The 23995-nt window shown below is 38.5% G+C and carries 28 protein-coding genes and 1 tRNA gene; 15 read left to right on the top strand and 14 right to left on the bottom strand.

Annotated elements, in window-relative coordinates; translation table 11 throughout:
- Positions 1-30 precede the first annotated feature (30 nt).
- The 9 genes from CGC50_RS04855 to CGC50_RS04815 all read left to right on the top strand — a co-directional run bounded on the left by CGC50_RS04855 (position 31) and on the right by CGC50_RS04815 (position 6925).
- Complete coding sequence (locus CGC50_RS04855; protein WP_095909922.1) at positions 31-339, top strand: hypothetical protein; 309 nt, start codon at positions 31-33, stop codon at positions 337-339.
- A gap of 70 nt (positions 340-409) precedes the next feature.
- Positions 410-1561 (top strand): hypothetical protein, encoded by a 1152-nt coding sequence (locus tag CGC50_RS04850; RefSeq protein WP_157909416.1) that lies wholly within the window; start codon positions 410-412, stop codon positions 1559-1561.
- Positions 1562-1651: 90 nt separating this feature from the next.
- The gene (locus CGC50_RS04845) at positions 1652-2668 is read left to right on the top strand and encodes a hypothetical protein (protein ID WP_095909920.1); all 1017 of its coding nucleotides are present in this window, start codon (positions 1652-1654) and stop codon (positions 2666-2668) included.
- A gap of 11 nt (positions 2669-2679) precedes the next feature.
- Positions 2680-3633, top strand: a complete 954-nt coding sequence (locus tag CGC50_RS04840; RefSeq protein WP_095909919.1) for a hypothetical protein — start codon at positions 2680-2682, stop codon at positions 3631-3633.
- Between the two features lie 8 nt (positions 3634-3641).
- Positions 3642-4145, top strand: a complete 504-nt coding sequence (locus CGC50_RS04835) for a hypothetical protein (protein WP_095909918.1) — start codon at positions 3642-3644, stop codon at positions 4143-4145.
- Complete coding sequence (locus tag CGC50_RS04830; protein WP_095909917.1) at positions 4142-5119, top strand: hypothetical protein; 978 nt, start codon at positions 4142-4144, stop codon at positions 5117-5119. The genes CGC50_RS04835 and CGC50_RS04830 overlap by 4 nt, the downstream gene beginning before the upstream one ends.
- Positions 5120-5138: 19 nt before the next feature.
- Entirely contained in the window at positions 5139-5942 is an 804-nt protein-coding gene (locus CGC50_RS04825; protein WP_095909916.1) for a hypothetical protein, read from the top strand.
- 7 nt (positions 5943-5949) lie between these two features.
- Positions 5950-6351 (top strand): DUF4279 domain-containing protein, encoded by a 402-nt coding sequence (locus CGC50_RS04820; RefSeq protein ID WP_095909915.1) that lies wholly within the window; start codon positions 5950-5952, stop codon positions 6349-6351.
- Positions 6352-6385: 34 nt separating this feature from the next.
- Positions 6386-6925: a YceI family protein gene (locus CGC50_RS04815; protein WP_095909914.1), complete on the top strand. Its 540-nt coding sequence runs from the start codon at positions 6386-6388 to the stop codon at positions 6923-6925.
- Between the two features lie 55 nt (positions 6926-6980).
- Here the strand turns inward: CGC50_RS04815 and CGC50_RS04810 are convergent, their stop codons facing one another.
- The 6 genes from CGC50_RS04810 to CGC50_RS04785 form a co-directional block, all read right to left on the bottom strand.
- Positions 6981-7832: a DUF2911 domain-containing protein gene (locus CGC50_RS04810; protein WP_095909913.1), complete on the bottom strand. Its 852-nt coding sequence runs from the start codon at positions 7830-7832 to the stop codon at positions 6981-6983.
- Between the two features lie 190 nt (positions 7833-8022).
- Positions 8023-8349, bottom strand: a complete 327-nt coding sequence (locus tag CGC50_RS04805; protein WP_002669307.1) for a DMT family transporter — start codon at positions 8347-8349, stop codon at positions 8023-8025.
- 46 nt (positions 8350-8395) lie between these two features.
- Positions 8396-8680 carry a hypothetical protein gene (locus CGC50_RS04800; RefSeq protein ID WP_095909912.1) on the bottom strand — a complete coding sequence of 95 codons (285 nt, stop codon included), beginning with the start codon at positions 8678-8680 and terminating at the stop codon, positions 8396-8398.
- Positions 8681-8708: 28 nt separating this feature from the next.
- The gene (locus tag CGC50_RS04795) at positions 8709-8936 is read right to left on the bottom strand and encodes an Imm74 family immunity protein (protein ID WP_095909911.1); all 228 of its coding nucleotides are present in this window, start codon (positions 8934-8936) and stop codon (positions 8709-8711) included.
- Positions 8937-9102: 166 nt separating this feature from the next.
- Positions 9103-9327 carry a hypothetical protein gene (locus CGC50_RS04790; RefSeq protein WP_095909910.1) on the bottom strand — a complete coding sequence of 75 codons (225 nt, stop codon included), beginning with the start codon at positions 9325-9327 and terminating at the stop codon, positions 9103-9105.
- A 5-nt stretch (positions 9328-9332) separates the two neighbouring features.
- A complete protein-coding gene (locus CGC50_RS04785; protein ID WP_095909909.1) occupies positions 9333-10421 on the bottom strand; it encodes a YARHG domain-containing protein in 1089 nt (362 codons plus the stop codon).
- Positions 10422-10818: 397 nt separating this feature from the next.
- Between CGC50_RS04785 and CGC50_RS04780 the strand changes: the two genes are divergently transcribed.
- Positions 10819-10894: transfer RNA gene (locus CGC50_RS04780), tRNA-His, on the top strand.
- Positions 10895-10941: 47 nt separating this feature from the next.
- Here the strand turns inward: CGC50_RS04780 and bioB are convergent.
- Positions 10942-12003: a biotin synthase BioB gene (gene bioB, locus CGC50_RS04775; RefSeq protein WP_095909908.1), complete on the bottom strand. Its 1062-nt coding sequence runs from the start codon at positions 12001-12003 to the stop codon at positions 10942-10944.
- Between the two features lie 220 nt (positions 12004-12223).
- On the opposite strand from bioB, the gene CGC50_RS04770 reads away from it, so the two are divergent.
- From CGC50_RS04770 to CGC50_RS04755, 4 genes are all read left to right on the top strand, one after another.
- Positions 12224-13135, top strand: coding sequence for a ribonuclease Z (locus CGC50_RS04770; protein WP_095909907.1), 912 nt, complete (start codon positions 12224-12226; stop codon positions 13133-13135).
- A 125-nt stretch (positions 13136-13260) separates the two neighbouring features.
- Positions 13261-13701, top strand: coding sequence for a hypothetical protein (locus tag CGC50_RS04765; protein ID WP_198541635.1), 441 nt, complete (start codon positions 13261-13263; stop codon positions 13699-13701).
- A gap of 1 nt (position 13702) precedes the next feature.
- Positions 13703-14182 (top strand): regulatory protein RecX, encoded by a 480-nt coding sequence (locus CGC50_RS04760; RefSeq protein WP_095909905.1) that lies wholly within the window; start codon positions 13703-13705, stop codon positions 14180-14182.
- Positions 14175-14723, top strand: coding sequence for a TatD family hydrolase (locus CGC50_RS04755; RefSeq protein WP_095909904.1), 549 nt, complete (start codon positions 14175-14177; stop codon positions 14721-14723). The genes CGC50_RS04760 and CGC50_RS04755 overlap by 8 nt, the downstream gene beginning before the upstream one ends.
- Before the next feature lie 75 nt (positions 14724-14798).
- On the opposite strand, the gene CGC50_RS04750 is transcribed toward CGC50_RS04755, so the two are convergent.
- The 6 genes from CGC50_RS04750 to CGC50_RS04725 all read right to left on the bottom strand — a co-directional run bounded on the left by CGC50_RS04750 (position 14799) and on the right by CGC50_RS04725 (position 21486).
- Entirely contained in the window at positions 14799-15713 is a 915-nt protein-coding gene (locus CGC50_RS04750) for a hypothetical protein (RefSeq protein WP_095909903.1), read from the bottom strand.
- Positions 15714-15930: 217 nt separating this feature from the next.
- Complete coding sequence (locus CGC50_RS04745; protein WP_095909902.1) at positions 15931-16890, bottom strand: hypothetical protein; 960 nt, start codon at positions 16888-16890, stop codon at positions 15931-15933.
- A 195-nt stretch (positions 16891-17085) separates the two neighbouring features.
- Positions 17086-18048: a hypothetical protein gene (locus CGC50_RS04740; RefSeq protein ID WP_095909901.1), complete on the bottom strand. Its 963-nt coding sequence runs from the start codon at positions 18046-18048 to the stop codon at positions 17086-17088.
- A 319-nt stretch (positions 18049-18367) separates the two neighbouring features.
- Positions 18368-19330: a hypothetical protein gene (locus CGC50_RS04735; protein WP_095909900.1), complete on the bottom strand. Its 963-nt coding sequence runs from the start codon at positions 19328-19330 to the stop codon at positions 18368-18370.
- Between the two features lie 221 nt (positions 19331-19551).
- Positions 19552-20181 carry a porin family protein gene (locus CGC50_RS04730; RefSeq protein ID WP_095909899.1) on the bottom strand — a complete coding sequence of 210 codons (630 nt, stop codon included), beginning with the start codon at positions 20179-20181 and terminating at the stop codon, positions 19552-19554.
- Positions 20182-20463: 282 nt separating this feature from the next.
- Positions 20464-21486: a TlpA disulfide reductase family protein gene (locus CGC50_RS04725; RefSeq protein WP_095909898.1), complete on the bottom strand. Its 1023-nt coding sequence runs from the start codon at positions 21484-21486 to the stop codon at positions 20464-20466.
- A gap of 259 nt (positions 21487-21745) precedes the next feature.
- Here CGC50_RS04725 and lpdA point away from each other — a divergent pair, with 259 nt between their 5' ends.
- Positions 21746-23143, top strand: coding sequence for a dihydrolipoyl dehydrogenase (gene lpdA / locus CGC50_RS04720; RefSeq protein ID WP_095909897.1), 1398 nt, complete (start codon positions 21746-21748; stop codon positions 23141-23143).
- A 75-nt stretch (positions 23144-23218) separates the two neighbouring features.
- On the opposite strand, the gene CGC50_RS04715 is transcribed toward lpdA, so the two are convergent.
- Entirely contained in the window at positions 23219-23983 is a 765-nt protein-coding gene (locus CGC50_RS04715) for an SH3 domain-containing protein (RefSeq protein ID WP_095909896.1), read from the bottom strand.
- Between the last annotated feature and the right edge of the window lie 12 nt (positions 23984-23995).

Raw genomic sequence — 23995 nt, 5'->3', positions numbered from 1 at the left:
TTAAAAACACATTATTAGAACTTGAAATATATGAAAGAAGTAACATTTTTATTGACCCCAGCAGAGGTAAATGCCTTACTAAAACTACTTAATTATATAAAATTCACTTGTGAAGATGAGGAAGCAGATATATTTAAAGACAGTCCTTTTATCAATTCAATATTTGAGAAAATTTTAAAAGAAAATCCTATTCCTCTACATCAAAGTAAACAGAGACAAAAAGAGATTTTAGAGGACATAGAGAAAAGGTTAGAACAGAATGATTATTATAAGGGACTTTCGACTGAGGAAAAAAGAGAATACTTATCTGTCCTTTTGTTCCCATATCCATTAGAGTAGAGAATGGGTAATTTAACCATATGGTTAACTTCCTATAATGGAGATAAACCCTTTTAAACCCTTTTTTACTATGAAATCTTATTTTAATATAACATTACTTTTCTGCTTTTGTTTTTCTCTTTCGGCACAAGAGAAGAATAAAAGCAAATATACAGAGGAACAATTAGAAGTTTTTGGAGGCACACTTCAGGGACGTGTAAAATCCGTGGAGAGAATCTATTATATAGGTGAAGAATCCGAAGGGGTAGATAAGAAAAGGCTCCCTAATGACAATGAATCCAATAGCACGAACGAACATTGCAAATATAGCTTTGACAGAGAGGGCAATATCACTGAAATACAAATATTTGATACCTTAAGTAGTGTAAAGTACAAGCAGATTTTTACTTATAACGACCTTTGGCTCCCTTCACATATAGAAAGTTTCCAATATCAAGACAAAAAAGAAGTAGCACATTCCTTGGAAACTTATACATATAAAGGAAAAGAAGTAGCCTTAAGGGAAACAGTGATAAGTACGAATTTTGATAAGAAAAAAAAGAATGTATTCAAGGATATTACTAAGTTCAATCACAAAGACCAAAAAGAAAGTATTTCAGCGTATGCTGGAAATAAACTACAGACTAAAATTACTTTCACTTATGATGACAAAGGAAATCTGACCCAAGAGGAATACAAAAGTCTTATTAACAAAGAAGAAAATACAACTACCTATGCCTATCTCTCTAACGGAAAAGTGTGGCAGAAAACTTCTTACGAAATTTACTCAGAAGAAAAAGATAAAAAGAGGAATGAGACCATCACTTATTATACTTATGATGCGAATGGTGACCTCGTAGAAGACCAATACATCGGTATGGATGATTTCAAAGTAGGTACTTCTTATTGCTATGAGAATAAGAAATTGAAAGAAAATTATACTTATGTACAAGGGACTCTTAAAAGTGTTACTTTCTGGAGAGAAGAAAATGGAAAAACGACTAAGCAAGAAGAGTTTTCTCCCGAGGGGAAGCTACAAGGAGGCGTTTATTATACTTATGATGATAAGGGAAATTGTACTATGGAACTTTACAAATCTTTTAATGAGAGAACGAGAACTATAGAAACTACAGGTAAAACGATTTACAAATATGATATATATAACAACTGTACCTATGAGGCTAAATTCTTTAGAGATAGTTTAGAGTATCTTATAGAGAGAAACTTTACCTATTATGAATAGGTCTTAACAAGCGCCAATTTGTAACTTACTCCTCAATTCATCACCACACTGGGAATGAATGGTGAAATACTGATTAATAACAAATAACCAATGAAACATATTGCAATAATCTTTGTAACATCATTATTAGCAAGCTGTAATCTTTTCCAAAGACAACAACCTGTAGGATCTACAGAGCAAAAGCAGCGGGAGGTCTTTGTGCCTGTGGACAAGGAGTTGTATGTAATCAGCCATACAGCACTACAATATACAGAGCCTGATCTTCTTAGCAATCCTGATAAACAGGAGAGTTCTTTTGGAAATCTTTTTGAGATAGAAGCGGAGTCGGAGCATTTCTATAAGATAAAAAGCAATTGGGATTGGTATCTTCGTAAGGAAGATATGGGAAGCTATGAGGATATCCAATTCACCAAGGAAGTATTAGAAGATGTCCATTTTATAGGTAAAAGGGAGGGAGAGACTTTTGTAGATGAAAAAGAAGGAACTACCCTTTCCAAATACTTTACAATTGACTTGATTTCTTACGAAGAATATCAAAAAGCAAAGAAAAATGGATACTTTCCTTTGGTGAAAGATACCCTTGCTATAAAAAAGAAAGAGGGAATACTCTTACTCCCTTGTAGCAATACTGTGGTTAAGCTTAAGGATGTAGAAATGACTCCTCAAGATGACTTGGAAGTCTATGAATACGAGGGAGAGATGCAGCCCATACACCAATATCTTATAGCAGGTTACTACTATGAGGCTGGAGATAAGTTTTTTATAGATAAAAGAACAGGGCACGAGACAGAAATAGAAAGCCACCCTTACCTTTCGCCTGATGGAAAGTATATCATCACTCTTGGGGTGACAGAGATGGGAGGGGCTACTGCTATTGCGCTATATAAGGTACTAAACAAAGATCCTTTTGCTATCGAACTTGTAGTATCCGCTTGGATTCGCTATTGGGTAGCCTACGAAGCATCTAAAAATAGACCTACTTTCTTTGGCAAAGACGGGTGCTTGTATGTTGCCATGGATGCTTTAGATAGCTATGAATATAATTATAAAGAGGAGGATAAGCCTTGTAAGTATGTAAGGATCAAGATCAAAGACAGGTATCAGTAAATAACCAACTAATGAAACACATTGTAATATTTTTGGCATTGTTATCTACCAACTGTAACCTCTTTCAGGGGCAACAGCCGGCAGGGGAAAGTGTTGCGGCAGAGGAAAAGCAACAACAAGAAGAAGTCTTTGTGCCTGTACAGAAGGAGTTGTATGTGATTGATAAGGAAGAACGGGAAGATTATTATCTTTTCGGCGAGAAAATAAAAATAAGTGCAGAAGGAAATGAGTTTTACCAAACTGATAGAGGAGATTATATAAAAAAGAAAGATGTAGGAGATTGGAATACCCTGAAAACTAAAATCACTGGGGATGATCTTTCAAGAAATGTAGATATTAACGGAAATTCTAACGATCATATCACTAAATACCTAAGTATAGATCAAATTTCTTATGAAGAATATCAAGAAGCTCTTAGAAATAAGATAGATTTCCTCATAGAAGACACCCTTGCAATTGTAAAAAAGAATGGCAAACTTACCTTCCCTTGTGAGCATAAAACAGTTTATCTAAAAGACCAGTCTGATAGCGTTGAAGATCCTTTTTCTACAACCTATGCTTATGTAGGGAATGTTCCTATTCTCAATCAATATTTAGTTTTTGAAGATTCTGAAGATTTTTATGCTTATATCTTTATAGATAAAACCACTGGTAAGCAAACTGATTTTGACCGTTTTCCCTTTCTCTCTCCCGATAAGAAGTATATCATTACAATAGGGAGAGCTTATGAAGATTTAGTGGGAACGATTTCTTTGTATCGCATAAAAAGCATAAAACCATTTGTGATTGAAACTTTAGTAAATGAAGACATAAAATGGTGGGCAACCTATGATTTTGATGAAGACCCCATCTTTTTTAGTAAAAATGGTTCCTTATATGCTCCGATGAATGTTATCCCAAACTTTTTTGACGAGCATAATAATCCTAACAAACAGCGAATGTATATCAAGATAGGAATCAAATAATAGTTACTATGACAAGATGGATATTTTACTTTTTAGGGATTTTATGGGTAGGAAATACTTATAGTCAGCAGCGGTGTGTTACCTTTGTAGATGGGGAGCGAATTTGCTTTGATGAGAAGATACCTACTGAAGCAATTGAAAAAGTAACCTATGTTCATAAGTCGTTTGAAGCCTCAGTAATAGAAGGTTGCTTTAAGGGAAGCCAGTTTTTTATAGATGAACATATAGCCAAACATCTTGATAAGAAGATGAGGCGCAAAGTATATGACCGTTATTGTTGTGACCCTAATGCTGATGATTTTTTCCTATATCGTGAATATACGGCTTTTGAGTTCAAACAAGGAGACCATATTTTTGTAGCAGACATTCTGGGGGAAAATCTTATAAAAGAATGTTGTAAAGGTTGTGAGAATTATGTAATGACGGCTATAATCTTTACTTTTTATACAAAGAGTGGAACTTATAAAGAGATATTAGTAGAAAAAGGAACTAAAAAATGTGCTAAGAAATGAGAAACTTATTACTATACATATCAATCTTATCGTTTGTAGGCTGTAACCTTTTCCAAAAACAACAGCCGGCAGGGGAAAGTGTGGCGAGTTTCTGGAAAGATGAAGTGTTTGTGCCTGTGGAGAAGGAGTTGTATGTGATTAAAGATGTAACAACGATATATGCTAGTTTGACAGACTCTATACCATCGCTTTTTTGCATAATGGGGGATAAGTTGGAGATTATAGCCGAAGGAAAGGAACTTTATAAAACGGAAAGAGGCTATGTGGAAAAAGAAGACATGGGAGATTGGGAAGCCCTGAAGTCCAAAATGACAGGGGAGGTACTTGTAGAGAGTATCTATGGAGATATTTCTGATACTATCTCTAAGTATCTGAATATAAATCAAGTCTCTTCTGAAGAATATCAAGAAGCCTTGAAAAATAAAGTAGATTTCCTTCAAAGAGATACACTTGCGATTGTAAAAAAGAAAGGCAAACTTACTTTTGTGTGCAAACAGAGGACGGTTTATCTAAAAGATGATATATCTGAACTTGCGGATAAACATTTTGATATGATCTATACCTATTTAGGCAATATACCTGCTATTGATCAGTATGTGGTATTGGAAGATACTGAAAGATCATTGGCTTATATCTTGATAGATAAGACCACGGGAGAGAAAAGAAGATTTGAGAAGTTTCCCTTTCTCTCTGCTGATAAGAGGTATATCATCAATATAGGTAGGGACTACTATGATTTGGATAGGCTTATTTCTTTGTATCGTATAGAACATATAAAACCGCTGAAAATAGACACCTTAGTAGAAGGATATACAAAGAGCTGGGATGTCTATGATCTTGATAAAGAACCTATTTTCTTTAGTAAAAATGACTATTTGTATGCGCCTATGAACGTGGTGGGTAATTTCTTTGATGAGCATAATAACCCCAATAAACAACGAATGTATATCAAGATAGGAATCAGAAATCAGTAAACACTATTATAACTAATCTATGAAATATTTTATCTCTCTTATTTTAATACTAAGTATTACCAGCTGTAACCTCTTTCAAAGGCAACAAAAGGTAGAAGAGGATATACTTGTAAAAAAACCAGAATGGCCACTTGTAGAAGATTTACTTGATATTACAGAAAAGAAGCTTTTGGAGGCTATCAACGATGGAAGAGGTGAAATATCAGATACTACTACTTTTGGTAAATTTTTTACGATAGAAAGGATACCTCGGCAGGTGTATCAGCAAGCACTCAAGCATCGTTATGATTTTCTCAAGAAAGATAGCTTGGCCATTAAGCAAGAATCAGGAGTAATGACCCTTCCTTGTAAAAAGCAAATAGTAACATTGGTAGATGAAGGGCCTCCAGAAGATACACAAGTTACATTTTATCTCTATTTAGGAGAAATACCTGACTTAGAGCAATATGTAGTGTCGCGTGTTGTCTACAGAAGCTGGGAAGCTCTTTTTATAGATAAGCAAACAGGAGCAGAGGTGGAAATGGGGCGCAATCCTCTCCCCACACCTGATGGCAAGTATGTAGTGGATGTATATAGCGATTATTTTTCAATAATCCTAACGCTCTATAAAGTAGAAAAGAAGCGTTCTTTTACTTTTAAAAAACTGATTACTCTGGAGCCTCATTATTGGTTACTTGATTATGATGAAAAAGAACCTGAGTTTTTTAGTAATGATGGGTATCTGTATATGCCTACTATATGCAGATACTTCTCGGAAGATATTGATAAGCGCACCTATGTTAGAATAGGAATCAAAAATCAGTCGTCAGTAGATAACAAATAACCAACAAATGAAACACAAACCAACCACTATTCGGCTTTCCTTCTGTATATATGGAGACTATTTTGATGTGGATAAGGTAACCAATATCATGGGTTTTCCACCTACTCAAACCGCTTATAAGGGAGACCGACTAAAATATCGTGTCAGTGAAGAGACTTTTTGGGAATATAACTTTGCTCCTCTTGAAACTCTTCTTATAGAAGATAATTTGCAAGTATTTGCCGCTCAGGTAACGCCTTGTTTGGAAGAATTAGCTTCTTTTATCAAAGCGTTTGCTCTTACTTCAAAATTACTTTTTTGTGTAGAAATGAGTCCTGAGGAGAGCTGCCCTGCCATCGTTTTTGATAACAAAATATTAGAACTACTTCACAGGCTTAATGCTTGGATAGATATTGATATGTATAAATGACAAAGGAACTAACAAAAATTACTTAATTCATAAAATGAAAACACACCTATTTCAACAGCTATTTATAGGGTTTTCCCTATTCTTTGCTACAGTGGTAACGAACCCTCTTTGGGGACAAACGCAAACAAAAGCGTTTATTACTTTCTCTATCAAGAAAGGTTTTCTCACGATAAAGGGGGAGTTTAAGAACTATTTACATGACATACATTTAGACAGAAAGATCTTTGGAAGAGTACGAGTGGCCAGTGTAGATACCGGAAACAAAAAGCGAGATGCACACCTGCAAAGTGAAGAGTGGTTTGATGCTGCTACTTATCCCTATATCGAAATGCAGTCTACCAAAATCACTGAAGTATCTGAAAGGAAATACCTCGGTACCTTTGATATAAAGATAAAAGGGAAAACGCTAAGTAAGGAGATTCCTTTTACTACAGAAGGAAATGTTTTCAAAATGGATTTTGAGCTTTCACGTAAGTCTTTCGGTGTAGGAAGTGGTTTTTTGGGAGCTATTGTAGGGGATAATGTAAAGATAAGTATTCATCTCCCCATCTTCGGTTACATAGAGGCAGAATAGCTAAAAAAGTAACAGGTAATAGTTCTATTTCTATTACCTGTTATTTTTTTTATTCCTATCTCTTTTTCTTCCACTGGGAAATGGAATCCTGATTCATTTTGACATAATCCTCATTACCTGCTTTTTTGGCTTTTTGTAGGGAGGTTTCTGCGGCTTTGATAGCTTCTTTGGTCTTTCCTAACTTAGAGAGGATGATGGCTTGTGCGCGATACATATAGTAGGGAGCATCTTCCTGCATGCTAAGGGATTTGGTAATGAACTCATTAGCTTTGTTGAGGTCTCCATTGGCATTGAGTAGGTAGTTCGCCGCTTCGTAATAATCACGTGCGGAGGACTCAGCCGTGATCTTGTCCGCTATATTATCCATGGATTGCTCTTGCGTATGGGTATGGAAAGGCAGTTCTATGAGGGTCTTATCCCAGCGAATAGCTATTTTTCCATCGTTATAGTTGATAGGGTTTAGCTCTATGGTGAGGTATTCTGTTTCCATAGGGTAGGGGATAGGCTTGCCCTCAGCTTGTAGGGCTATTTGGCTTTCTTCCCATGGTTGGGGAAGCCCCCAGTTATCATTTTTCTTGTAGAAATAGAAAGTCCATTTGTCCATTTCTGGCTTCGTGTATAGGGCATATTTTCCTTTGGGGAGTACTTTCCCTGTGATCATTACATCTTCACTAAAGGAAATGGTGGTATTCTCATTGGCTCCAGTACGCCATACACGTCCGTAAGGGACTAACTCTCCGAAGATTTTTCTTCCTCGCTTGGCAGGGCGGGTATAGTCTACCTCTACCTCAGTGAGTCCTACCACTTGTTCTATACTTCCCTTCACGCTGGGCTGAGGGAGCTTGATCTGAGCCATTCCTTCACTAAGAAAGCATAGCATACTAGCAATAAAAACTATTTTTTTCATTCTACGGTTGTTTTTCTAAAGGGGAATTTGTAGCAAAAACTATACCAAATTAGTTTTGAGTTTTAAGTTTTGAATTTTGAGTTTCCTACGAACTCATAACTATAAACAGAGAACTACGAACTATAAACTGGGAACTACGAACTCAAAACTATGAATTCAAAACTCAAAACTATGAATTCAAAACTCAAAACTAACTAGATACTGCTTTGAGTCCCACTACAGAGCCTATGAGGGTAGAGAGAAAGAAGAGGCGCCAGAAGGAAGCGGGTTCCTTGAAGACGAAAATTCCCACTAAGGCGGTACCTACCGCTCCTATGCCAGTCCATACAGCATAGGCAGTGCCTAAGGGGAGGTGTTGGGAAACCTTCATCAGCAGAGACATACTCACAAAAGTACAGAGCAAGAAACCTCCATACCATAGGTACATAGTGGTACCCTGTGTTTCTTTTCCTTTGCCAAGACAGAAAGTAAAAGCGACCTCGAAAAGGCCTGCTATAATAAGTAAAATCCAATACATAAACTTGAGTTTTGAGTTTTGAGTTTTGAGTTTTCAGTTATGGGGGCTATTCCATTCTCATAAGACATTCCTTTAATCTTTGTAGGAGATTTGGAGCTGCGATACAGTCGGCAATGCTTAGATTGTCTAAAGCAGGCACAGGCTGTGTGATGACAGAGAGGCTGCTGGATTCAAATTTTCCCCAAATCACTTGGGCAATATCCCTATGATAGTTCAGCTGTTGTAATAGTTCTTTGGTAAGGGAATTGCTGGTGTCGAATTCCTCATAAAGACTTACAAACTGATTCCAAGCCCAATCGCCTGAATAATGGTTTTCTAAATGATGGTTCATCTTTGTAAATTAAGAGTTGAGAAACAAACTATTCAATAATTATTTTTTGTCCTTTGCTCGAAAAATGTTCTATAATAGCCTGTAATATAGTCTCTTGTTCCACAGAGGAAAGTGTATTATCTAAGGAATTGCGATAGATAATGTAACTATAGGCATTTCCCTCAGTTAGTAAAAGACCCTCGCCTAAGATATTGTAATACTGACCTTTGTAAGATATGGTGATCTGTCCTCTTGTGATTTTTTCTATTTTGACCATTACATATTTTGATGAATTGTTTTCTAAACTAACGTGAGTTCAATATAACAAAATCTCCCACGAATTATAATAAGACCTTTGGTTTTATCTCAGACTAGAGCCATAGGGGCTGTTTATAATGGGCACGAGCTGCAAGAAGCGAACTAGTGAGGGGATTATCCTATGGTCATTTTAAACTGTTTTTAGCTTCTTCTAATAGTTCGATAAAGGTATTGTATTCTACCTTATGGGTTATTATTTCCTCATTGCTTCGATTCATGGTAGGTGTTTCTACGAAAAAATTATGATCTTCATCGTAGCTAACAAGCGCGATATATTTGCCATCAATGTAGATTTCGGCGACTAAATTGTCATAATTACCATCACTACTTATGAGTATTTCTTTCTTCATCCGTTTTATTTTAGGCTATTGATCAGTTCTTTTTCCTTTGGGGTCAGGTACTCTACTTCAGGGATATAGCTAGGGTTAGGCTGGTACCAATCCTGTTTGTTATAGAAGGCTTGTAGTGTCTTGTCCTTGAAGATATAGCCGCGGCGGGCAAAGGGGAGATTGCGTAGCAGGCGCTTCTCTTCTTCTGTTTTGGGTTCTGTTTCGTATTTGAAGTTGGGTAGGTCAATGGTGAAGGGGTAGTCAATAGGGAAGCCCACACTCTGATGCATCCATAATGCCCAATCCCAGATATGGAGTTCGCCCTTGGGGCTAAAGTTCTTCTTCTGAAAGAATAGTAGTCCCTGCTGTACATAGAAGTTGGTAGTATTCAGGTCAGTACCGTCTCCTCCGCCTTTCAGGGTTGTTTCGGTGATTTTGCCTACGCCACTGAGAAGCCATTCTCTGCCGCTTTTGAAAAAAGTGCGTTCGATGGAAGCGGTTTGGAAGGCGCCCATATCTACAATGAGGGTAAAGTCGTCTATGCGCTTGTTCGCCCAGCGGTTGGCAGCGGTGAGGATATAGTCAAAGTGGTAGTTGTAGGCGATGTCTTGAGATATATTGTATTTGTAGGTATGCTTGAGGATATTGACCCCCTTTTTGAACTTGGCTTTGAAGTGATAGACATACCTGAAATCAATATCGTTGCCGTCCTTATTCCCATCGAAGGTGTTGAGGTCTATGCTCTTTATTTTCCCTCCTTTGGCATAGAGGGAATCGGTTACATAGGCGATTTGGTAAGGGAGGAAGGCGTTGTTGAGGTTTACCGTAAAATCGAACATATAAGGGTGGTGTCCGTTTTTTGGAGCACCATCTACATCGCCGTTGGGGCTTTCTGCCTCAAAGCCTACAGTGATTTCCTTGTCTTCCTTGGGGTTGAAGAACTCGTAATAGACAGAGACTTCTATATATTTGTTCTGTATCTTCTTCAGATATAGGATTTCTTTTTGTACAGAAATATCCGTTTCTCTGATAGGAACCAAGTGATTGCCCGAACCGAAGAAAGCTCCGTCATTGGCGTAAAGGGCTGTGCTTAATAAGAGTAAAAACCATTTCATGAATTTAGGGTTTTAGGTAAAATTCTTTTTTGGAGGCAAATATACGGAATAATTTTGAGTTTTGAGTTTTAAGTTACCGTATGCCAATAAAGGGGTAAAATGTTATTTGCTAACTTTTTATGACGTCTTAAATGAATTTAGATTATACAGCTATTTTTAGGCTATAATTATATTTATAACAAGATAATAATCAGTAACTTATAAAACTTTCGAAACTTAAATTATTGATTTTCATTATTATATGCCTCTATTTAGTAAAAGGGATAGATAGGGGAGAGGTGTATGTTAAACATTTGATAATCAGTAATAAGAGTGATTTTACAAATAAAATGACAAAAAAACGAATAAAAATTTTTCTATTTAGAAAAAAAGTATTACTTTTGCACCCGAAATAAATGGTGGTTTTAGCTCAGTTGGTTAGAGCGTCGGATTGTGGTTCCGAAGGTCGTGGGTTCGAGCCCCATACTCCACCCTTTACAAAACCAAACCCCTGATAAGCATGCTTATCAGGGGTGTTTTTTTACTTTTCACTATTCACTTTATTGGGTCTTGACCACTTAGGTTTTTCTCCGAGGGCGGGTATCTGTGAGTCAGCAGCCTCCACGGTCACCGGCTGAGGGTGTTTCTCGAAAGGTTTTTGGGTACGCATGCCTAAGGCTTCGAGCATGTGCATATCCTCCTTGATGTCAGGGTTGGGAGTTGTCAGAAGCTTGTCTCCAGCAAAGATGGAGTTTGCTCCAGCAAAGAAGCACAAGGCCTGTCCTTCGCGGGACATATTCATACGTCCTGCCGAGAGACGTACCTGAGACTGAGGCATCACGATACGGGCGGTAGCGATCATGCGTACCATTTCCCAGATATCCACAGGAGGGAGTTCCTCCAAAGGAGTACCCTCTATAGGTACTAAGGCATTGATAGGTACAGACTCTGGCTGTGGATCTAGGGTGGAGAGGGCTACGAGCATCTTTGCTCTATCTTCGAGGGATTCCCCCATCCCTATGATACCTCCACTACATATAGTGATGCTTGTCTTGCGTACATTCTCTATTGTCTTGAGGCGGTCTTCGTAGCTACGAGTGGTTACGATCTCGCTATAATAATCCTCGGAAGTGTCTAAGTTGTGGTTGTAGGCATAGAGTCCTGCTTCGCTTAGGCGCTTGGCTTGGTTCTCCGTAATCATCCCCAGTGTGCAGCACACTTCCATATCGAGCTTATTGATAGTACGTACCATCTCCAATACTTGCTCGAACTCAGGGCCGTCTTTCACATTGCGCCAAGCAGCCCCCATACATACACGTGAGCTCCCAGAGGCTTTCGCTCGCAAGGCTTGCGCCTTTACTTGTGAGAGGCTCATCATGGGCTCTATCTCCACCTCCGTGTGGTAGCGTGCCGACTGAGAGCAGTAGCAACAGTCCTCTGAGCAACCTCCAGTCTTAACTGAAAGCAAGGTAGATACCTGTACGGTATTCGGGTCATGGTATTGGCGATGTACTGTTGCAGCCTCATAGAGTAAGTCCATCAAAGGTCTGTTATAGATATCTATAATCTCCTGAGCTGTCCAGTTATGTCGTATTTCGTTCATGTCGTTTTTTCTTTGTGATTTATTACAAGGGGCAAAAGTACGAATTTTAATTGTTAATTATCAAAGGTCAATTGTTAATTTAGTGAGCGGTGAACACTAATGTGATGAGCAGTCACTTTTCACGCTTCACTCTTTTTGGCAACTTATTTATCAAGGGGCACTTGTCATTTGTTATTAATTTTGTATCTTTGCCGAAAAATAGTTCTCACTCATTGATAGAATGAAATTAACTACTTTAGGCTGCCATAGTGCTTCTCCTCGGGATAAGGCACGTACTACCGCTCAGCTTCTTGAGATGCGAGGACACCTTTTCTTGATTGATTGTGGAGAAGGTACCCAGATGGCTCTTAGGCAATCCAGTGCTAAGTTTGCTCGCATTAAGCATATTTTTATCTCCCACCTCCATGGGGATCATTTCTATGGGTTGGCGGGGTTGATCTCCACTTTCCAGCTACAGGGTAGGGAAGCGGAGCTACATATCTATGCTCCTAAGGGGGCTAAAGAAGCCATGCTGCTATTGCTCAAGGTCAGTGGGGCTCATATGGTCTTCCCGCTTTATTTTCACGAGCTGGAAGGGAAGGAGAGCCAACTGATTTTCGAAGACGACAAGGTGGCCGTAACCACCATTCCTCTAGACCATCGTATCTATGCTAATGGATTTCTATTCAAGGAGAAGAACAAAGAGCGTAAGCTCAATGTAGATGCGGTGCAGCAATATGGTATCGATGTGTGCTACTATCAGAATATTAAAAATGGCAAGGATATCCTTTTGGATTCTGGAGAGTGTATCCCCAATGAGCTTTTGAGCTTTCCTCCAGCACCTCCTGAGAGTTATGCCTTTTGTAGTGATACGATATACCGCCCCGAGATCGTCCCACTGATTAAGGGAGTTCAGGTACTCTACCATGAGAGTACTTTCCTAGAGGATAATCGAGCTTTGGCTGAAAAAACCAAACACTCCACAGCGCTACAGGCGGCACAAATAGCACAAGCAGCAGGGGTACAAACCCTTATCTTAGGACATTATTCCTCCCGATACAAGGATAAAAGAGTCTTCCAAGAAGAAGCCCAAACCCTCTTTCCCAATACCCTCCTAAGCGAAGATGGAAAAGAATTTAATTTTAATGATTAATGATCAATGATTAATGATTAATGTTCTAAAACTCTAAGGACTCAAAACTAAGAGCTCAAAACTCAAAATTAAGAACTCAAAACTAAGAACTCAAAACTCAAAATTAAGAACTCAAAACTAACTTGATGTATACATTACTAAGAACTACCCATTCGCTTACTGCCTATATAGTGCTGGCAGTACTTTGTTTTGCTGTTGTCAATGCCCTATTAGGGGTTTTACAAAAGCGCAAATATACCAAGGCAGACTTGCGTATTAATCTCTTTGCACTGATATTCACGCACTTACAGGTTACCTTAGGGTTGATCCTTTACTTTGTAACCCCTCTGTTCCAGAGCTGGTCTGCTATGGGGGCTGGAGTGATGAAGGATGCTTACCTTAGGAAGATGTTGGTAGAACATCCTTTTGGACTCGTAGCTGTAGCGCTGATTACTATCGGCTGGTCTCTACATAAGAAACAGAAAACGGATATAGGAGCTTTTAAGCGTATCTTGGTATTCTATGCCTTGGGATTGCTCCTTATCTTGGGAGTACTTCCTTGGAAGACATGGATGAGTGCTTTCTAATATGAGTGATACGGTCAAGACTTATACAGTGCAGGAAGCCACTGCACGTATGGAACGCTTCTGTGCTTATCAGGAGCGCTGCCATAAGGAAGTCGTTGCCAAGCTCCGCCAGATGCGTATGATCCCAGAGGCAATTGACCTTATTCTCACGCACCTTATCGAGGATAACTACCTCAATGAGGAGCGTTTTGCCCGTAGCTTTGCCCGTGGTAAGTTCCGCTTCAAAAAATGGGGAAGGGTACGGATCACTCGAGAGCTGAAGCTCCGCGCTATCTCTCGCTACAATATAGCCTGTGCTATGGAGGAGATCGAGGAGGACTATGAAGAGGTTTTCGATACCTTAGCCCAGAAGAAAGCGGATACAATCTCTGAAAAGAATATTCAAAAAGCACGCCGCAAGCTCGCAGACTACCTTCTCTACAAGGGGTGGGAGTCTGCTCGGGTATATGCTAAGGCGGTAGAACTCTTCCCTTATGAATAGTAACCCTCTTTTTCCTTATCCCAATATCCATACACACAAGGCACGCCATAGCCAAGAGGTTCAGAACTGCTTCCCTGAGGATACGTATGAACAAGGAGTCTTCTCGGTGGGTATACACCCTTGTTATATCAAGGGGGAAGGCCGAGAGCAGTGGGAACAGGTCGTAGCACGTGCTACCCATCCGCTTTGTGTGGCCATAGGCGAATGCGGCTTGGACAAAAGGGCTTCTTCGCCCCTTGTGCTACAAGAAGAAATTTTCCGCTGGCATATCTCCCTTGCCCAAGAGCTGCAAAAGCCGCTTATTATCCATTGTGTAAGGAGCTTTGGGGAGATCATCCGACTGCGAAAGGAAACAGGGGCTACAGGTCTGTGGATACTTCACGGTTTTCGAAAGAGCGAAGCTCTGGCACACCAGCTTTTGGCCTCCGGCATAAAACTCTCTTTTGGTACCGCCCTTGGGCGGGATCCACGCTTGCAGCATTTGGTACAAACCCTCCCTCGTGAAGATTATTTCTTCGAGACAGACGAGGATAATGAGTAATGATCAATGAATAATGAACAATAAAAAAAGGCTGTCTTTTTTGGACAGCCTTTCTTTTTTTATGTTTATTAGTTCTTAGTATTCGTACTCTGTGGTGAGTTCTAATACATTACCAGAATCTTTTTTCTTAAATCTTTCTTCCTTTACCAACTGGTCATTTTTATACTCATATACATATTCATACTCTGTAGTGGTTCCATTGTAGACTCTCTTCTTAGTTTTGAGCGCATGTTCTGATCTTTCCCCATCAGTGAAATAATTCGGATCTAATATAGTGGATACATTGTTACGCTTGATATTCTTTTTAGAAGTATCATAAGTATACTCATAAGTAATACTTTGGAAAGGAGTCGTTTCCTCTTTTTTTATCAAATCATTGCCGCTAAAGGTGTATTTATTAGTTTCTAAAGAAGAGTCCTTTTTATTTCCTTGCTCGTCCAATATGTAAGTCTCTATATTCTCAACCATTTGTTCTCCTGAACGGGTATAAGTAAAATCTTGATATCGACTGATCTGTACTTCTTCTCTACCATTATTTCTACGAACAGTTACTATTGGCTCTCCTTTGATAGTAGAAAGGTTTTCTCCACTGTATTCGTAGCTTACAGTATAGGTTTTGTCTGGAGAAGCATTGTATTTGATAACCTTTTTTTCGAGTTTTCCATCTTTATAGGAAAAAGTCTCTATTTTGTCTGCATCCCAACCACCTTGTTGTTTTACTTCTTTTATATAATTTCCATCATAAGAAATAGTATTGATGGATTTTTTTATATTTGGAGTACCATTTTCGTATTGTTGAGAGGTATAAGATAATATTTTTCCATCTAAGATGGTATACTCTGTTGTATGTAGTATTTTTCCATCCTCTTCTTTCATAGTGATTTTTTTTGGGTAATTATTTGGAACAATTGTTCCTTCCTCACCATTATCACTTTTACTACAGCCTACTAATGCTGCGATAGCCACAAGGCTTACCATAATTTTTTTCATTATTTTTTCAGTTTATTGTTAGTGCGGCAAAGGTACAAAATATCCCCCCCGTTTAGTTAATAAAAATATAAAATACAAACCTTAATGAGTTAAAGTTGTTAAATAGATTCCAGTAGGTTACAATCAAAACAAAGAAATGCAAGATTTTATAAAATCTTGCATTTCTAGTTATAAGTTTTAGCCTAAGGGATTACTCTCTCAGAATGAACTATTTGGATTAGTAAGTATACTCAACAATCTCACCTAATTCCTTCTTTTCTAACCCATTTTCAGTTGTTTTACTGAATATTTTTTGAGTAAGAGGGTAATTGTTATCTGCATAAGTGTACTCATATACATATTCACTTACATAAGGACTATCATTGTTATTTTTACGAGTTTCTTTTTGAGTAAGTATATTGTTTTTAGAACCATTTTTAGTGGTAAAATAATCAGGCCCTAATAGTTTGAAAAAATTTTGCAGAAGAGGATTGTTTTTTTCATCATAGGTATACTCTGTAGTATATTCATGATTTGTAGTACTTTCAGTTACCTTAATCAGATTCTCATTCGCAAAAGTATAGGTATAGTTTGTTAGGCTTGTATCTCCATCTCGTTTGTTTCCTTGAGCATCTTTGGTATATTTTTTTTCAGCAGCTGAGATTACATTACCTGTATGTGTATAATCGGTTTCTGTAACAAGAGTGATTTCTTCTGTTTGTCCATTTGGAAGCCCTAAGTTACCTGGAGATTCAACGAGAACCTTAGCCAATTTTCCATCACTATGGTAGCTATAAGTAGTAGTAGTTGGTCTATGAGCTGTACCATATTTTCGTGTAGTAGTTTTTAGTTTTCCGTCCACAAAGGAATAAGTTTCAGTAAAGCTCTCTTTTTCTCCATTTGTTCTCGATTTTGTATAAGTAGCTTCCTTAGGATAGTCTCCTTCATAGGAAAAGGATCTTAAGAGTTTGCTTTCTACACTCCCATCAGGCTTATAGGAAGTAGAAGTACTAGAGAGTATTTTTCCTCCTTGGATATTGAAACTTGTCTCGTAGCTAATGTTGCCACTACTCCCTTTGTTGACAACTTTTTTAGGGTAGGTACCTTCAGAGATAGAAATACCTCCTCCATTATCATCACTTTTACTACAGCCCACTAATGCTGCGATAGCCACAAGGCTTGCCATGATTTTTTTCATGATATTTTAATTTATTATTATTGCCACAAAGATACAAATTGCCTTTTTCTTTTTAGTTAATAAGAATATAAATTAAAAGATTTGGCATGTTAAATTTAATAGTTGGAATGTAAAAAAACGAGATTTTTTAAAATCTCGCTTTTTAGTTATAAGTTTCAGACCAAGGGATTGTTTCTTGAAAACAAACTATTTGGATTAGTAAGTATACTCTGTAGTCAGATCTAATTCCTTCTTTTCTAATCCATTTTCAGTTGTTTTACGGAATATTTTTTCAGTAAGAGGGTAATTGTTATCTGCATAAGTGTACTCATATACATATTCACTTACATAAGGATTAGCGTTGTTATGGTCGCCTTTATAAGTCGTTTTTTGAGTAAGTATATTGTTTTTAGAGCCACTTGTACTAATAAAATAATTAGGGTTTACTAGTTTGATAAAGTTTTGCAAATTAGGATTGTTTTTTCCATCATAGGTATACTCTGTAGTAGATTCATGACCCGTAGTACTTTTAGTTACCTTAATCAGATTCTCATTTTCAAAAGTATAGGTATAGATTGTTAGGCTTGTATCTCCATCTCGTTTGTTTCCTTGAGCATCTTTGGTATATGTTTTCTCAGCAGCTGAGATTACATTGCCTGTATGCGTATAATCGGTTTCTGTAACAAAAGTGATTTTTTCTATTTGTCCATTTTGACCTGCGTTACCTGGTTCTTCAAAGAGAACTTTTGCCAATTTTCCATCATTATGGTAGCTATAAGTCGTAGTAGTTGCCCTATCAGAATTATCATATTTTTTAATGGTAGTTTTTAGTTTTCCATCTACAAAAGAATAAGTTTCGGTATAGTTCTTTTTTTCTCCATTTGTTATTGATTCTGTATGGGTAATTTCCTTAGGATAGTCTCCCTCATAGGAAGCAGAGATTAAGCTTTTCCTTTCTATATCCCCATCGGGCTTATAGGAAATAAAAGTAGTAGAGAGTATTTTTCCTCCTTGGAGGTTGTAAATTGTCTCATTGTTAACGTTGCCACTACTTCCTTTGTTGACAATTTTCTTAGGAAAGGTACCTTCAGAGATAGAAATACCTCCTCCATTATCATCACTTTTACTACAGCCCACTAATGCTGCGATAGCCACAAGGCTTGCCATGATTTTTTTCATGATATTTTAATTTATTATTATTGCCACAAAGGTACAAATTGCCTTTTTCTTTTTAGTTAATAAAAATATAAATTAAAAGATTTGGTATGTTAAATTTAATAGTTGAAATGTAAAAGAGGCTGTCCAAAAAGTCCAAAACATTATTTTCCAAAGTTTAAATCGAATATTTTCAATTTTTATTCTATTGAAAACCAGTTGTTTTAGGTTTTGTTGTAGGGGTGATTTGCAAATCGCCCTTCATGAATAAGACTTTTCGGACAGCTTTTTTAGTTATGAGTTTCAGACTAAGCGATTACTCCCTGAAAACGAACTATTTGGATTAGTAAGCATACTCTGTAGTCTCATCTAATTCCTTCTTTTCTACCCCGTTTTCAGTTGTTTTATCGAATACTTTTTCAGTAAGAGGGTAATTGTTATCTGCATAAGTGTGCTCATATACATATTCATTTACTATAGTAGAGTTGTTGTAATTATATTTAGTAGTTATCTTTCTAGTAAGTATGTTGTTCTTGGAGTTCTTTGCATCATTAAAATAATCAGGGTCGATTAGTTTTTTGAAATTTTGAAAGAGAGGGTTGTTTTTTCCATCATAAGTATACTCTGTAGTAGAATAATATTCAGTAGAGTTTTCAGTTTCCTTAATCAGATTTTCATTTTCAAAAGTATAGGTATAGGTTGTTAGACTTGTATTTTCATCTCGTTTGTTCCCTTGAGTATCTTTAAAGTATCTTTTCTCAGTAGCTGTGATTACATTACCTGTATGTGTATAATCGGTTTCTGTAACATAAATGTCCTCCATTATTTGTCCATTTAGACTTGATTTACGTGGTTCTTCAACAAGAACCTTAGCCAATTTTCCATCATTATGGTAGCTATAAGTAGTAGTTTTTGTTGCTCTAGGATTCGTATCGTGTTTTAGCGTAGTGTTTTTTAGTTTTCCATCCACAAAAGAATAGGTTTCGGTATAGTTCTCATTTTCTCCATTTGTTTTTGATCTTTTATAAGTAGCTTCCTTAGGATAGTCTCCCTCATAAGAAAAAGAGATTAAGATTTTGCTTTCTATACTGCCATCACGTTTGTAGGAAATAGAAGTAGTAGAAAGTATTTTTTCTCCTTGAACATTATTAGTTATTTCATAGCTAATGTTGCCATTTTCTGCTTTGTGGACAATTTTCTTAGGAAAGGTACCTTCAGAGATAGAAATACCTCCTCCATTATCATCACTTTTACTGCAACCTACTAGTGCTGCCATAGCCGCAAGGCATGTCATAATTTTTTTCATTATTTTTTCAGTTTATTGTTAGTGTGGCAAAGGTACAAAATATCCTCTTCTTTACTTAGTTAATAAAAACACAAATTTAAAGATTTGACTTGTTAAAATCAGTAGTTAGATTTCAGTAGGCAGTAATCAAAATATAAAAAAGCGAGATTTTTAAAATCTCGCTTTTCTTTGTTATTTAGGTATGTTAGGTTTTACTCATATACGCGCTCACGTGGCTTTATCTAAAACTTCACTCCTACCCCCAAGGAAAGTACGGCATTCTTGAAATTGTTGGTATCGCTGATACGTGCATTTCTTAGCGAAGTGTTACTGTTGTCAAAAGAGTTGGTCAAGGAGTGTGTGTAGCGTGCTTCTGCGAAGAAGTGAGAGTTAAAGTTGATCCCTAATCCCGCTCCTACCCCGAAGTCAAAAGCGGCATAAGCATCTTTGTCCAACTTCTGGGAGTTACTTAGGTTGCCCACTGTATAGCTTACCTCAGGTTTGCCCACCAAGAAGCCAAACTGTACTCCTCCCTGTAGGAAAAGAGGTCCCAGGTTCACCTTAGCCATCACAGGGATATTTAGGTAGTCCATCTTGAGATCTTTGGTTGTAGTGGTGCCAAGAGTTTTGTACTCCCAAGAAGCTCCTTGTCGTGAGTAGACAAGCTCTGGTTGTAGGGAGATGACATCTCCTAAGGGTAGTTCCAATAGGGCTCCTACATAGAATCCACTGCGCCCCTTTAGACTTGAATCATTGGCTACTTCTCCATTGAGAGAAGAGTAGTTGTATCCTCCTTTGAACCCGAAATTCTGTGCTATAGCTTGGGTCATTCCTATGAGCATAAATGTTAATAAAAGTGCGATTTTTTTCATCTTTTATGAATTTTACAGCTAATTATTCATTAGCTTGGTTAATTGATTATTTAAATCGCAAAAACCGTGCCAAAAATTTATATATAATAGGAAATAATGCTAATCAATAGTAGAAAATATTTTGTATAGCCCAATTTGTTAAGGCGCAACAAATAGCCTCTCTACGGATGATTATACTAATGAGGAGGGATCTTAGCCAGCGTTTAGGTCAGAGATGCGAGGATCGAATCGTTACCCCATTTACTCTTCACTCTTCACCGCTCACTGTTCACTTCTCACCGCTCACTGATTACTGATTACAGAACTGAGTTGTATACCTCTGGAGAGGATTTTCCCATCTTTGTCTAAGAGCATATAAGTAGGAATCCATCTAAGGGCATAGGTGAGTGCGGCATCGGATTGCCATACTCCTTTGGCTAAGGCCTGTGGCCAAGTATATTGATCCTTGGCTATGGCAGCCTGCCATGCGGAGGTATCTTCATCAAGAGAAATACTGAGTATCTCTAACCCTTTGTCCTTTTGTTCTTTGTATAGAGCTACTAGTTCTGGACTTGCTTTGCGGCAGTCAGGACACCAAGATGCCCAGAAATCTACTAAGAGTTTTTTGCCACGAAAATCCTTAAGAGATACTTTTTTTCCTTGCGCATCTACCAAATCGATTTCTGGAGCTTCTGCTCCGGGTTGTATCTTGGAGAGTTGCTCAAGAGCTAAGTCTAATTCTTTGATATAGGGATTGTTGTCCAAGGATTTGTCCAAGCTCTTACGTAGGGCGGATAGGGTAGGGAAGTCATAGCGGTAGGCATTGCGTGCCAAGAAGTAAGCCAGCTGCGGAGAGGCAGGAGCTTCCTTGATCTCTTTAGGGAGATCCAAGGCATTGTTCAGTGCCATACGGTTGTAGAGCTCGAAAACTTGAGTACCATCGCTGGAGCGGAGAAACTCGAAATTCCAATCAGGATTGAGAATCAGGCTAATAGGGCTATTTTCTATATATAAGTGAGCACGCTTGCCGCTGCCGTTCAGGCGTAGGGCGTAGACTAATGGTTCGGCAGTCTTTCCTTCAAAGTGGAAACGCCCTTGGCTGTCAAGAGCAACCGAATCCACAGGGGTATATACCCTGTCTTTGTATTGGTAGAGGAAGATACGAGCGCCCTCTTTTACGGGTGCTGTACCGTCTATTATATAATGGTCTCCTATGGTGATTTTCTCAGAGGTGTCCCCAGAGGTGGACGCATTCCCCGCAGGAGCGGTGTTCTGGCAGCCTACCCAAAGAGCGGATAGGGCTACAATGTAAAGAATTTTATTCATATAATATATATCTTTTTAATTCTGCAAAGGTAGTAAAAAATAATAATACAATAACATATTTCAGTTATTTTTTTTATCATTACCTTATTGCCCTATTTGTTTGTTATTTAATATTAAAAGAAGTGTTCCCAAGAAAATTAATTTTGTGATCTAAAAAAAAATAACTACCTTTGTAGCGCATTGCAGTAGTGTGCTATTTCTTTTTAAAAGAAATCCCTACTACAGGCTACTTGGAGATAAATATTTTAAATGTGTCATAATGAAAAATTACGATGTTATTGTTATAGGAGCAGGCCCAGGGGGCTATGTAGCGGCTATTCGCGCCTCTCAGTTGGGGAAGAAAACCGCAATTGTAGAGAAGTATAACACCCTCGGAGGAACTTGCCTCAATGTGGGCTGTATCCCTTCTAAAGCGCTCTTGGACTCTACGCACCTCTTGGAGGATACCCACAAACACGCCATTTCTCATGGGATAGAAATTGATGGGAATATCATGGTGGATTTTGCTAAAATGGTCGAGCGCAAACAGGCGGTGGTAGATCAAAACACACAGGGAATCAACTTCCTGATGAAGAAAAACAATGTAGATGTATTCCACGGAAAGGCTTCTTTTACCTCTCCTACTGAGATACAGGTAGAGGGGGCTCAGCCTGAAACACTCTCTGCAACTCACTTTATCATCGCAACAGGCTCTAAGCCTTCAGCACTGCCTTTTATTACTTTGGATAAGCAGCGTGTGATTACCTCCACTGAGGCGCTAAGCCTTCGTGAAGTACCTAAGCACTTGATTATCATAGGTGGAGGGGTTATTGGGCTGGAGCTTGGACAGGTGTACTTACGCTTAGGGGCTAAGGTCTCAGTGGTAGAATATGCTCCTAACATCCTCCCTACAATGGATGCCGCCATTAGCAAAGAACTTGCCAAAGTGCTTAAGAAACAAGGATTTGAGATTTATACAGATAGCAAAGTGAAGGAAGTCTCTCGTGTAGGGGACTCCGTGATAGTCAAGGCTGATGCTCCTAATGGAGAGCTTGTACTCGAAGGAGATTACTGCCTGGTGGCCACCGGTCGCCGCCCTTATACCGAGGGATTGGGCTTGGAGAAAGCAGGTGTACAGCTCAACTCACGTGGACAGATAGAAGTAAACGAACACTTGCAGACTTCTGCTGCTCATATCTATGCTATAGGCGATGTGATTCGTGGGGCTATGTTGGCTCATAAGGCAGAAGAAGAAGGCGTATATGTAGCCGAACTCTTAGCAGGAGAAAAACCTCACATAAACTACAACCTGATTCCTGGGGCTGTATATACTACCCCTGAGGTAGCAGCTGTAGGAAAGACAGAACAACAGTTGCAGGAGGAAGGGCGTGCTTACAAAGTAGGACAGTTCCCAATGCGTGCCTTGGGACGTGCTCGCGCCAGTCAAGAAACGGATGGTTTTGTAAAAGTCTTAGCGGATGCTTCCACTGATGAGATTCTCGGAGTGCATATTCTTGGAGCGCGTGCTTCTGACCTTATCGCCCAGTCGGTAGTAGCTATGGAATACCGTGCCAGTGCAGAGGATATTGCCCGTATCTGTCATGCACACCCTACCTATAGTGAAGCGGTCAAAGAGGCTTGCCTCGATGCTACCGCCAAGAGAGCTATACATATGTAAGTAGTGATTAAATTTTTAATGATCAATGATTAATATATAAGCTATTAATCATTGATCATTATTCATTAATCATTATCATATTTTCCTTAGGCTATGTTTCTTAGCCCAGCCTATACGACCATCGGCGACTTTGAGCTTATACCATTCTTTGAATTGGTCAAGGATTTCTACTTTAGCTCCCTCATGTAGGGAAAATACTTCCTTGCTATAGGTGTTGGGTTGTTCATAGAGCCGCACTTCCTTATCAAAGAGGATGCCGTAGTGATTGCTATGCACATAATGGCTTACGGTGCGACCTAAAAAAAAGCTGGATACAGAACCTAAAAAAGCTACAACCATCAGCGTGAAGAAGATACGCTTGTAGAGGATTTTTTCCAAGAAATAATAACAGAAGAAAAATCCTGCAAAGAGGCACATGCTCACCACAGCCCATACTCCCCAACCATTAGGAGAATTCCAGCGGCTCAGGGCTTCCATGGCGCGCTGTGACCATAGCTTAGGCAAGGGGACTATCGCATCCAAAGCCATCTGCTGGGCATATTTGAGATTGTTCTGTATGGCCTTATCCTCAGGAGAGAGCTCTAGCGCCTTCTCATAATAATAGATACTATGAGCTACATCCTCTGTCTTATAGTACGCATTGGCCAAGTTGTAGTACAGGCTTGCTGAGGCTTCCCCTTTGGAGAGAATCCGCCGATAATTGTCTATAGCCTCCTGCCAGTCTCCCCGATTATAGGCACTTCCTGCCTGTGCAAAAAGCTCCGCATTGCTCTGCGCTGAGGCCGACCCAATGCAGATAATGGATAATAGATAATAGGTGATAGATAATAGCTTGCTCATTTTTCTTTAGGT

The organism is Capnocytophaga gingivalis (assembly GCF_002302415.1).
Classification (GTDB): Bacteria; Bacteroidota; Bacteroidia; order Flavobacteriales; family Flavobacteriaceae; genus Capnocytophaga; species Capnocytophaga gingivalis.
This window is presented reverse-complemented; position numbering and strand designations above follow the sequence as displayed.

Coding starts and splice junctions, on each gene's coding strand:
- CGC50_RS04855 (WP_095909922.1), top strand. CDS start 31: ATGAAAGAAGTAACATTTTTATTGACCCCAGCAGAGGTAAATGCCTTA.
- CGC50_RS04825 (WP_095909916.1), top strand. CDS start 5,139: ATGAAATATTTTATCTCTCTTATTTTAATACTAAGTATTACCAGCTGT.
- CGC50_RS04805 (WP_002669307.1), bottom strand. CDS start 8,349: ATGTATTGGATTTTACTTATTATAGCAGGCCTTTTCGAGGTCGCTTTT.
- CGC50_RS04790 (WP_095909910.1), bottom strand. CDS start 9,327: ATGAAGAAAGAAATACTCATAAGTAGTGATGGTAATTATGACAATTTA.
- CGC50_RS04765 (WP_198541635.1), top strand. CDS start 13,261: ATGTATACATTACTAAGAACTACCCATTCGCTTACTGCCTATATAGTG.
- CGC50_RS04755 (WP_095909904.1), top strand. CDS start 14,175: ATGAATAGTAACCCTCTTTTTCCTTATCCCAATATCCATACACACAAG.
- CGC50_RS04735 (WP_095909900.1), bottom strand. CDS start 19,330: ATGAAAAAAATTATGACATGCCTTGCGGCTATGGCAGCACTAGTAGGT.
- CGC50_RS04840 (WP_095909919.1), top strand. CDS start 2,680: ATGAAACACATTGTAATATTTTTGGCATTGTTATCTACCAACTGTAAC.
- CGC50_RS04845 (WP_095909920.1), top strand. CDS start 1,652: ATGAAACATATTGCAATAATCTTTGTAACATCATTATTAGCAAGCTGT.
- CGC50_RS04850 (WP_157909416.1), top strand. CDS start 410: ATGAAATCTTATTTTAATATAACATTACTTTTCTGCTTTTGTTTTTCT.
- bioB (WP_095909908.1), bottom strand. CDS start 12,003: ATGAACGAAATACGACATAACTGGACAGCTCAGGAGATTATAGATATC.
- CGC50_RS04725 (WP_095909898.1), bottom strand. CDS start 21,486: ATGAATAAAATTCTTTACATTGTAGCCCTATCCGCTCTTTGGGTAGGC.
- CGC50_RS04760 (WP_095909905.1), top strand. CDS start 13,703: ATGAGTGATACGGTCAAGACTTATACAGTGCAGGAAGCCACTGCACGT.
- CGC50_RS04715 (WP_095909896.1), bottom strand. CDS start 23,983: ATGAGCAAGCTATTATCTATCACCTATTATCTATTATCCATTATCTGC.
- CGC50_RS04730 (WP_095909899.1), bottom strand. CDS start 20,181: ATGAAAAAAATCGCACTTTTATTAACATTTATGCTCATAGGAATGACC.
- CGC50_RS04820 (WP_095909915.1), top strand. CDS start 5,950: ATGAAACACAAACCAACCACTATTCGGCTTTCCTTCTGTATATATGGA.
- CGC50_RS04835 (WP_095909918.1), top strand. CDS start 3,642: ATGACAAGATGGATATTTTACTTTTTAGGGATTTTATGGGTAGGAAAT.
- CGC50_RS04740 (WP_095909901.1), bottom strand. CDS start 18,048: ATGAAAAAAATCATGGCAAGCCTTGTGGCTATCGCAGCATTAGTGGGC.
- CGC50_RS04785 (WP_095909909.1), bottom strand. CDS start 10,421: ATGAAATGGTTTTTACTCTTATTAAGCACAGCCCTTTACGCCAATGAC.
- CGC50_RS04815 (WP_095909914.1), top strand. CDS start 6,386: ATGAAAACACACCTATTTCAACAGCTATTTATAGGGTTTTCCCTATTC.
- CGC50_RS04745 (WP_095909902.1), bottom strand. CDS start 16,890: ATGAAAAAAATCATGGCAAGCCTTGTGGCTATCGCAGCATTAGTGGGC.
- CGC50_RS04810 (WP_095909913.1), bottom strand. CDS start 7,832: ATGAAAAAAATAGTTTTTATTGCTAGTATGCTATGCTTTCTTAGTGAA.
- CGC50_RS04830 (WP_095909917.1), top strand. CDS start 4,142: ATGAGAAACTTATTACTATACATATCAATCTTATCGTTTGTAGGCTGT.
- CGC50_RS04750 (WP_095909903.1), bottom strand. CDS start 15,713: ATGAAAAAAATTATGGTAAGCCTTGTGGCTATCGCAGCATTAGTAGGC.
- CGC50_RS04770 (WP_095909907.1), top strand. CDS start 12,224: ATGAAATTAACTACTTTAGGCTGCCATAGTGCTTCTCCTCGGGATAAG.
- CGC50_RS04795 (WP_095909911.1), bottom strand. CDS start 8,936: ATGGTCAAAATAGAAAAAATCACAAGAGGACAGATCACCATATCTTAC.
- lpdA (WP_095909897.1), top strand. CDS start 21,746: ATGAAAAATTACGATGTTATTGTTATAGGAGCAGGCCCAGGGGGCTAT.
- CGC50_RS04800 (WP_095909912.1), bottom strand. CDS start 8,680: ATGAACCATCATTTAGAAAACCATTATTCAGGCGATTGGGCTTGGAAT.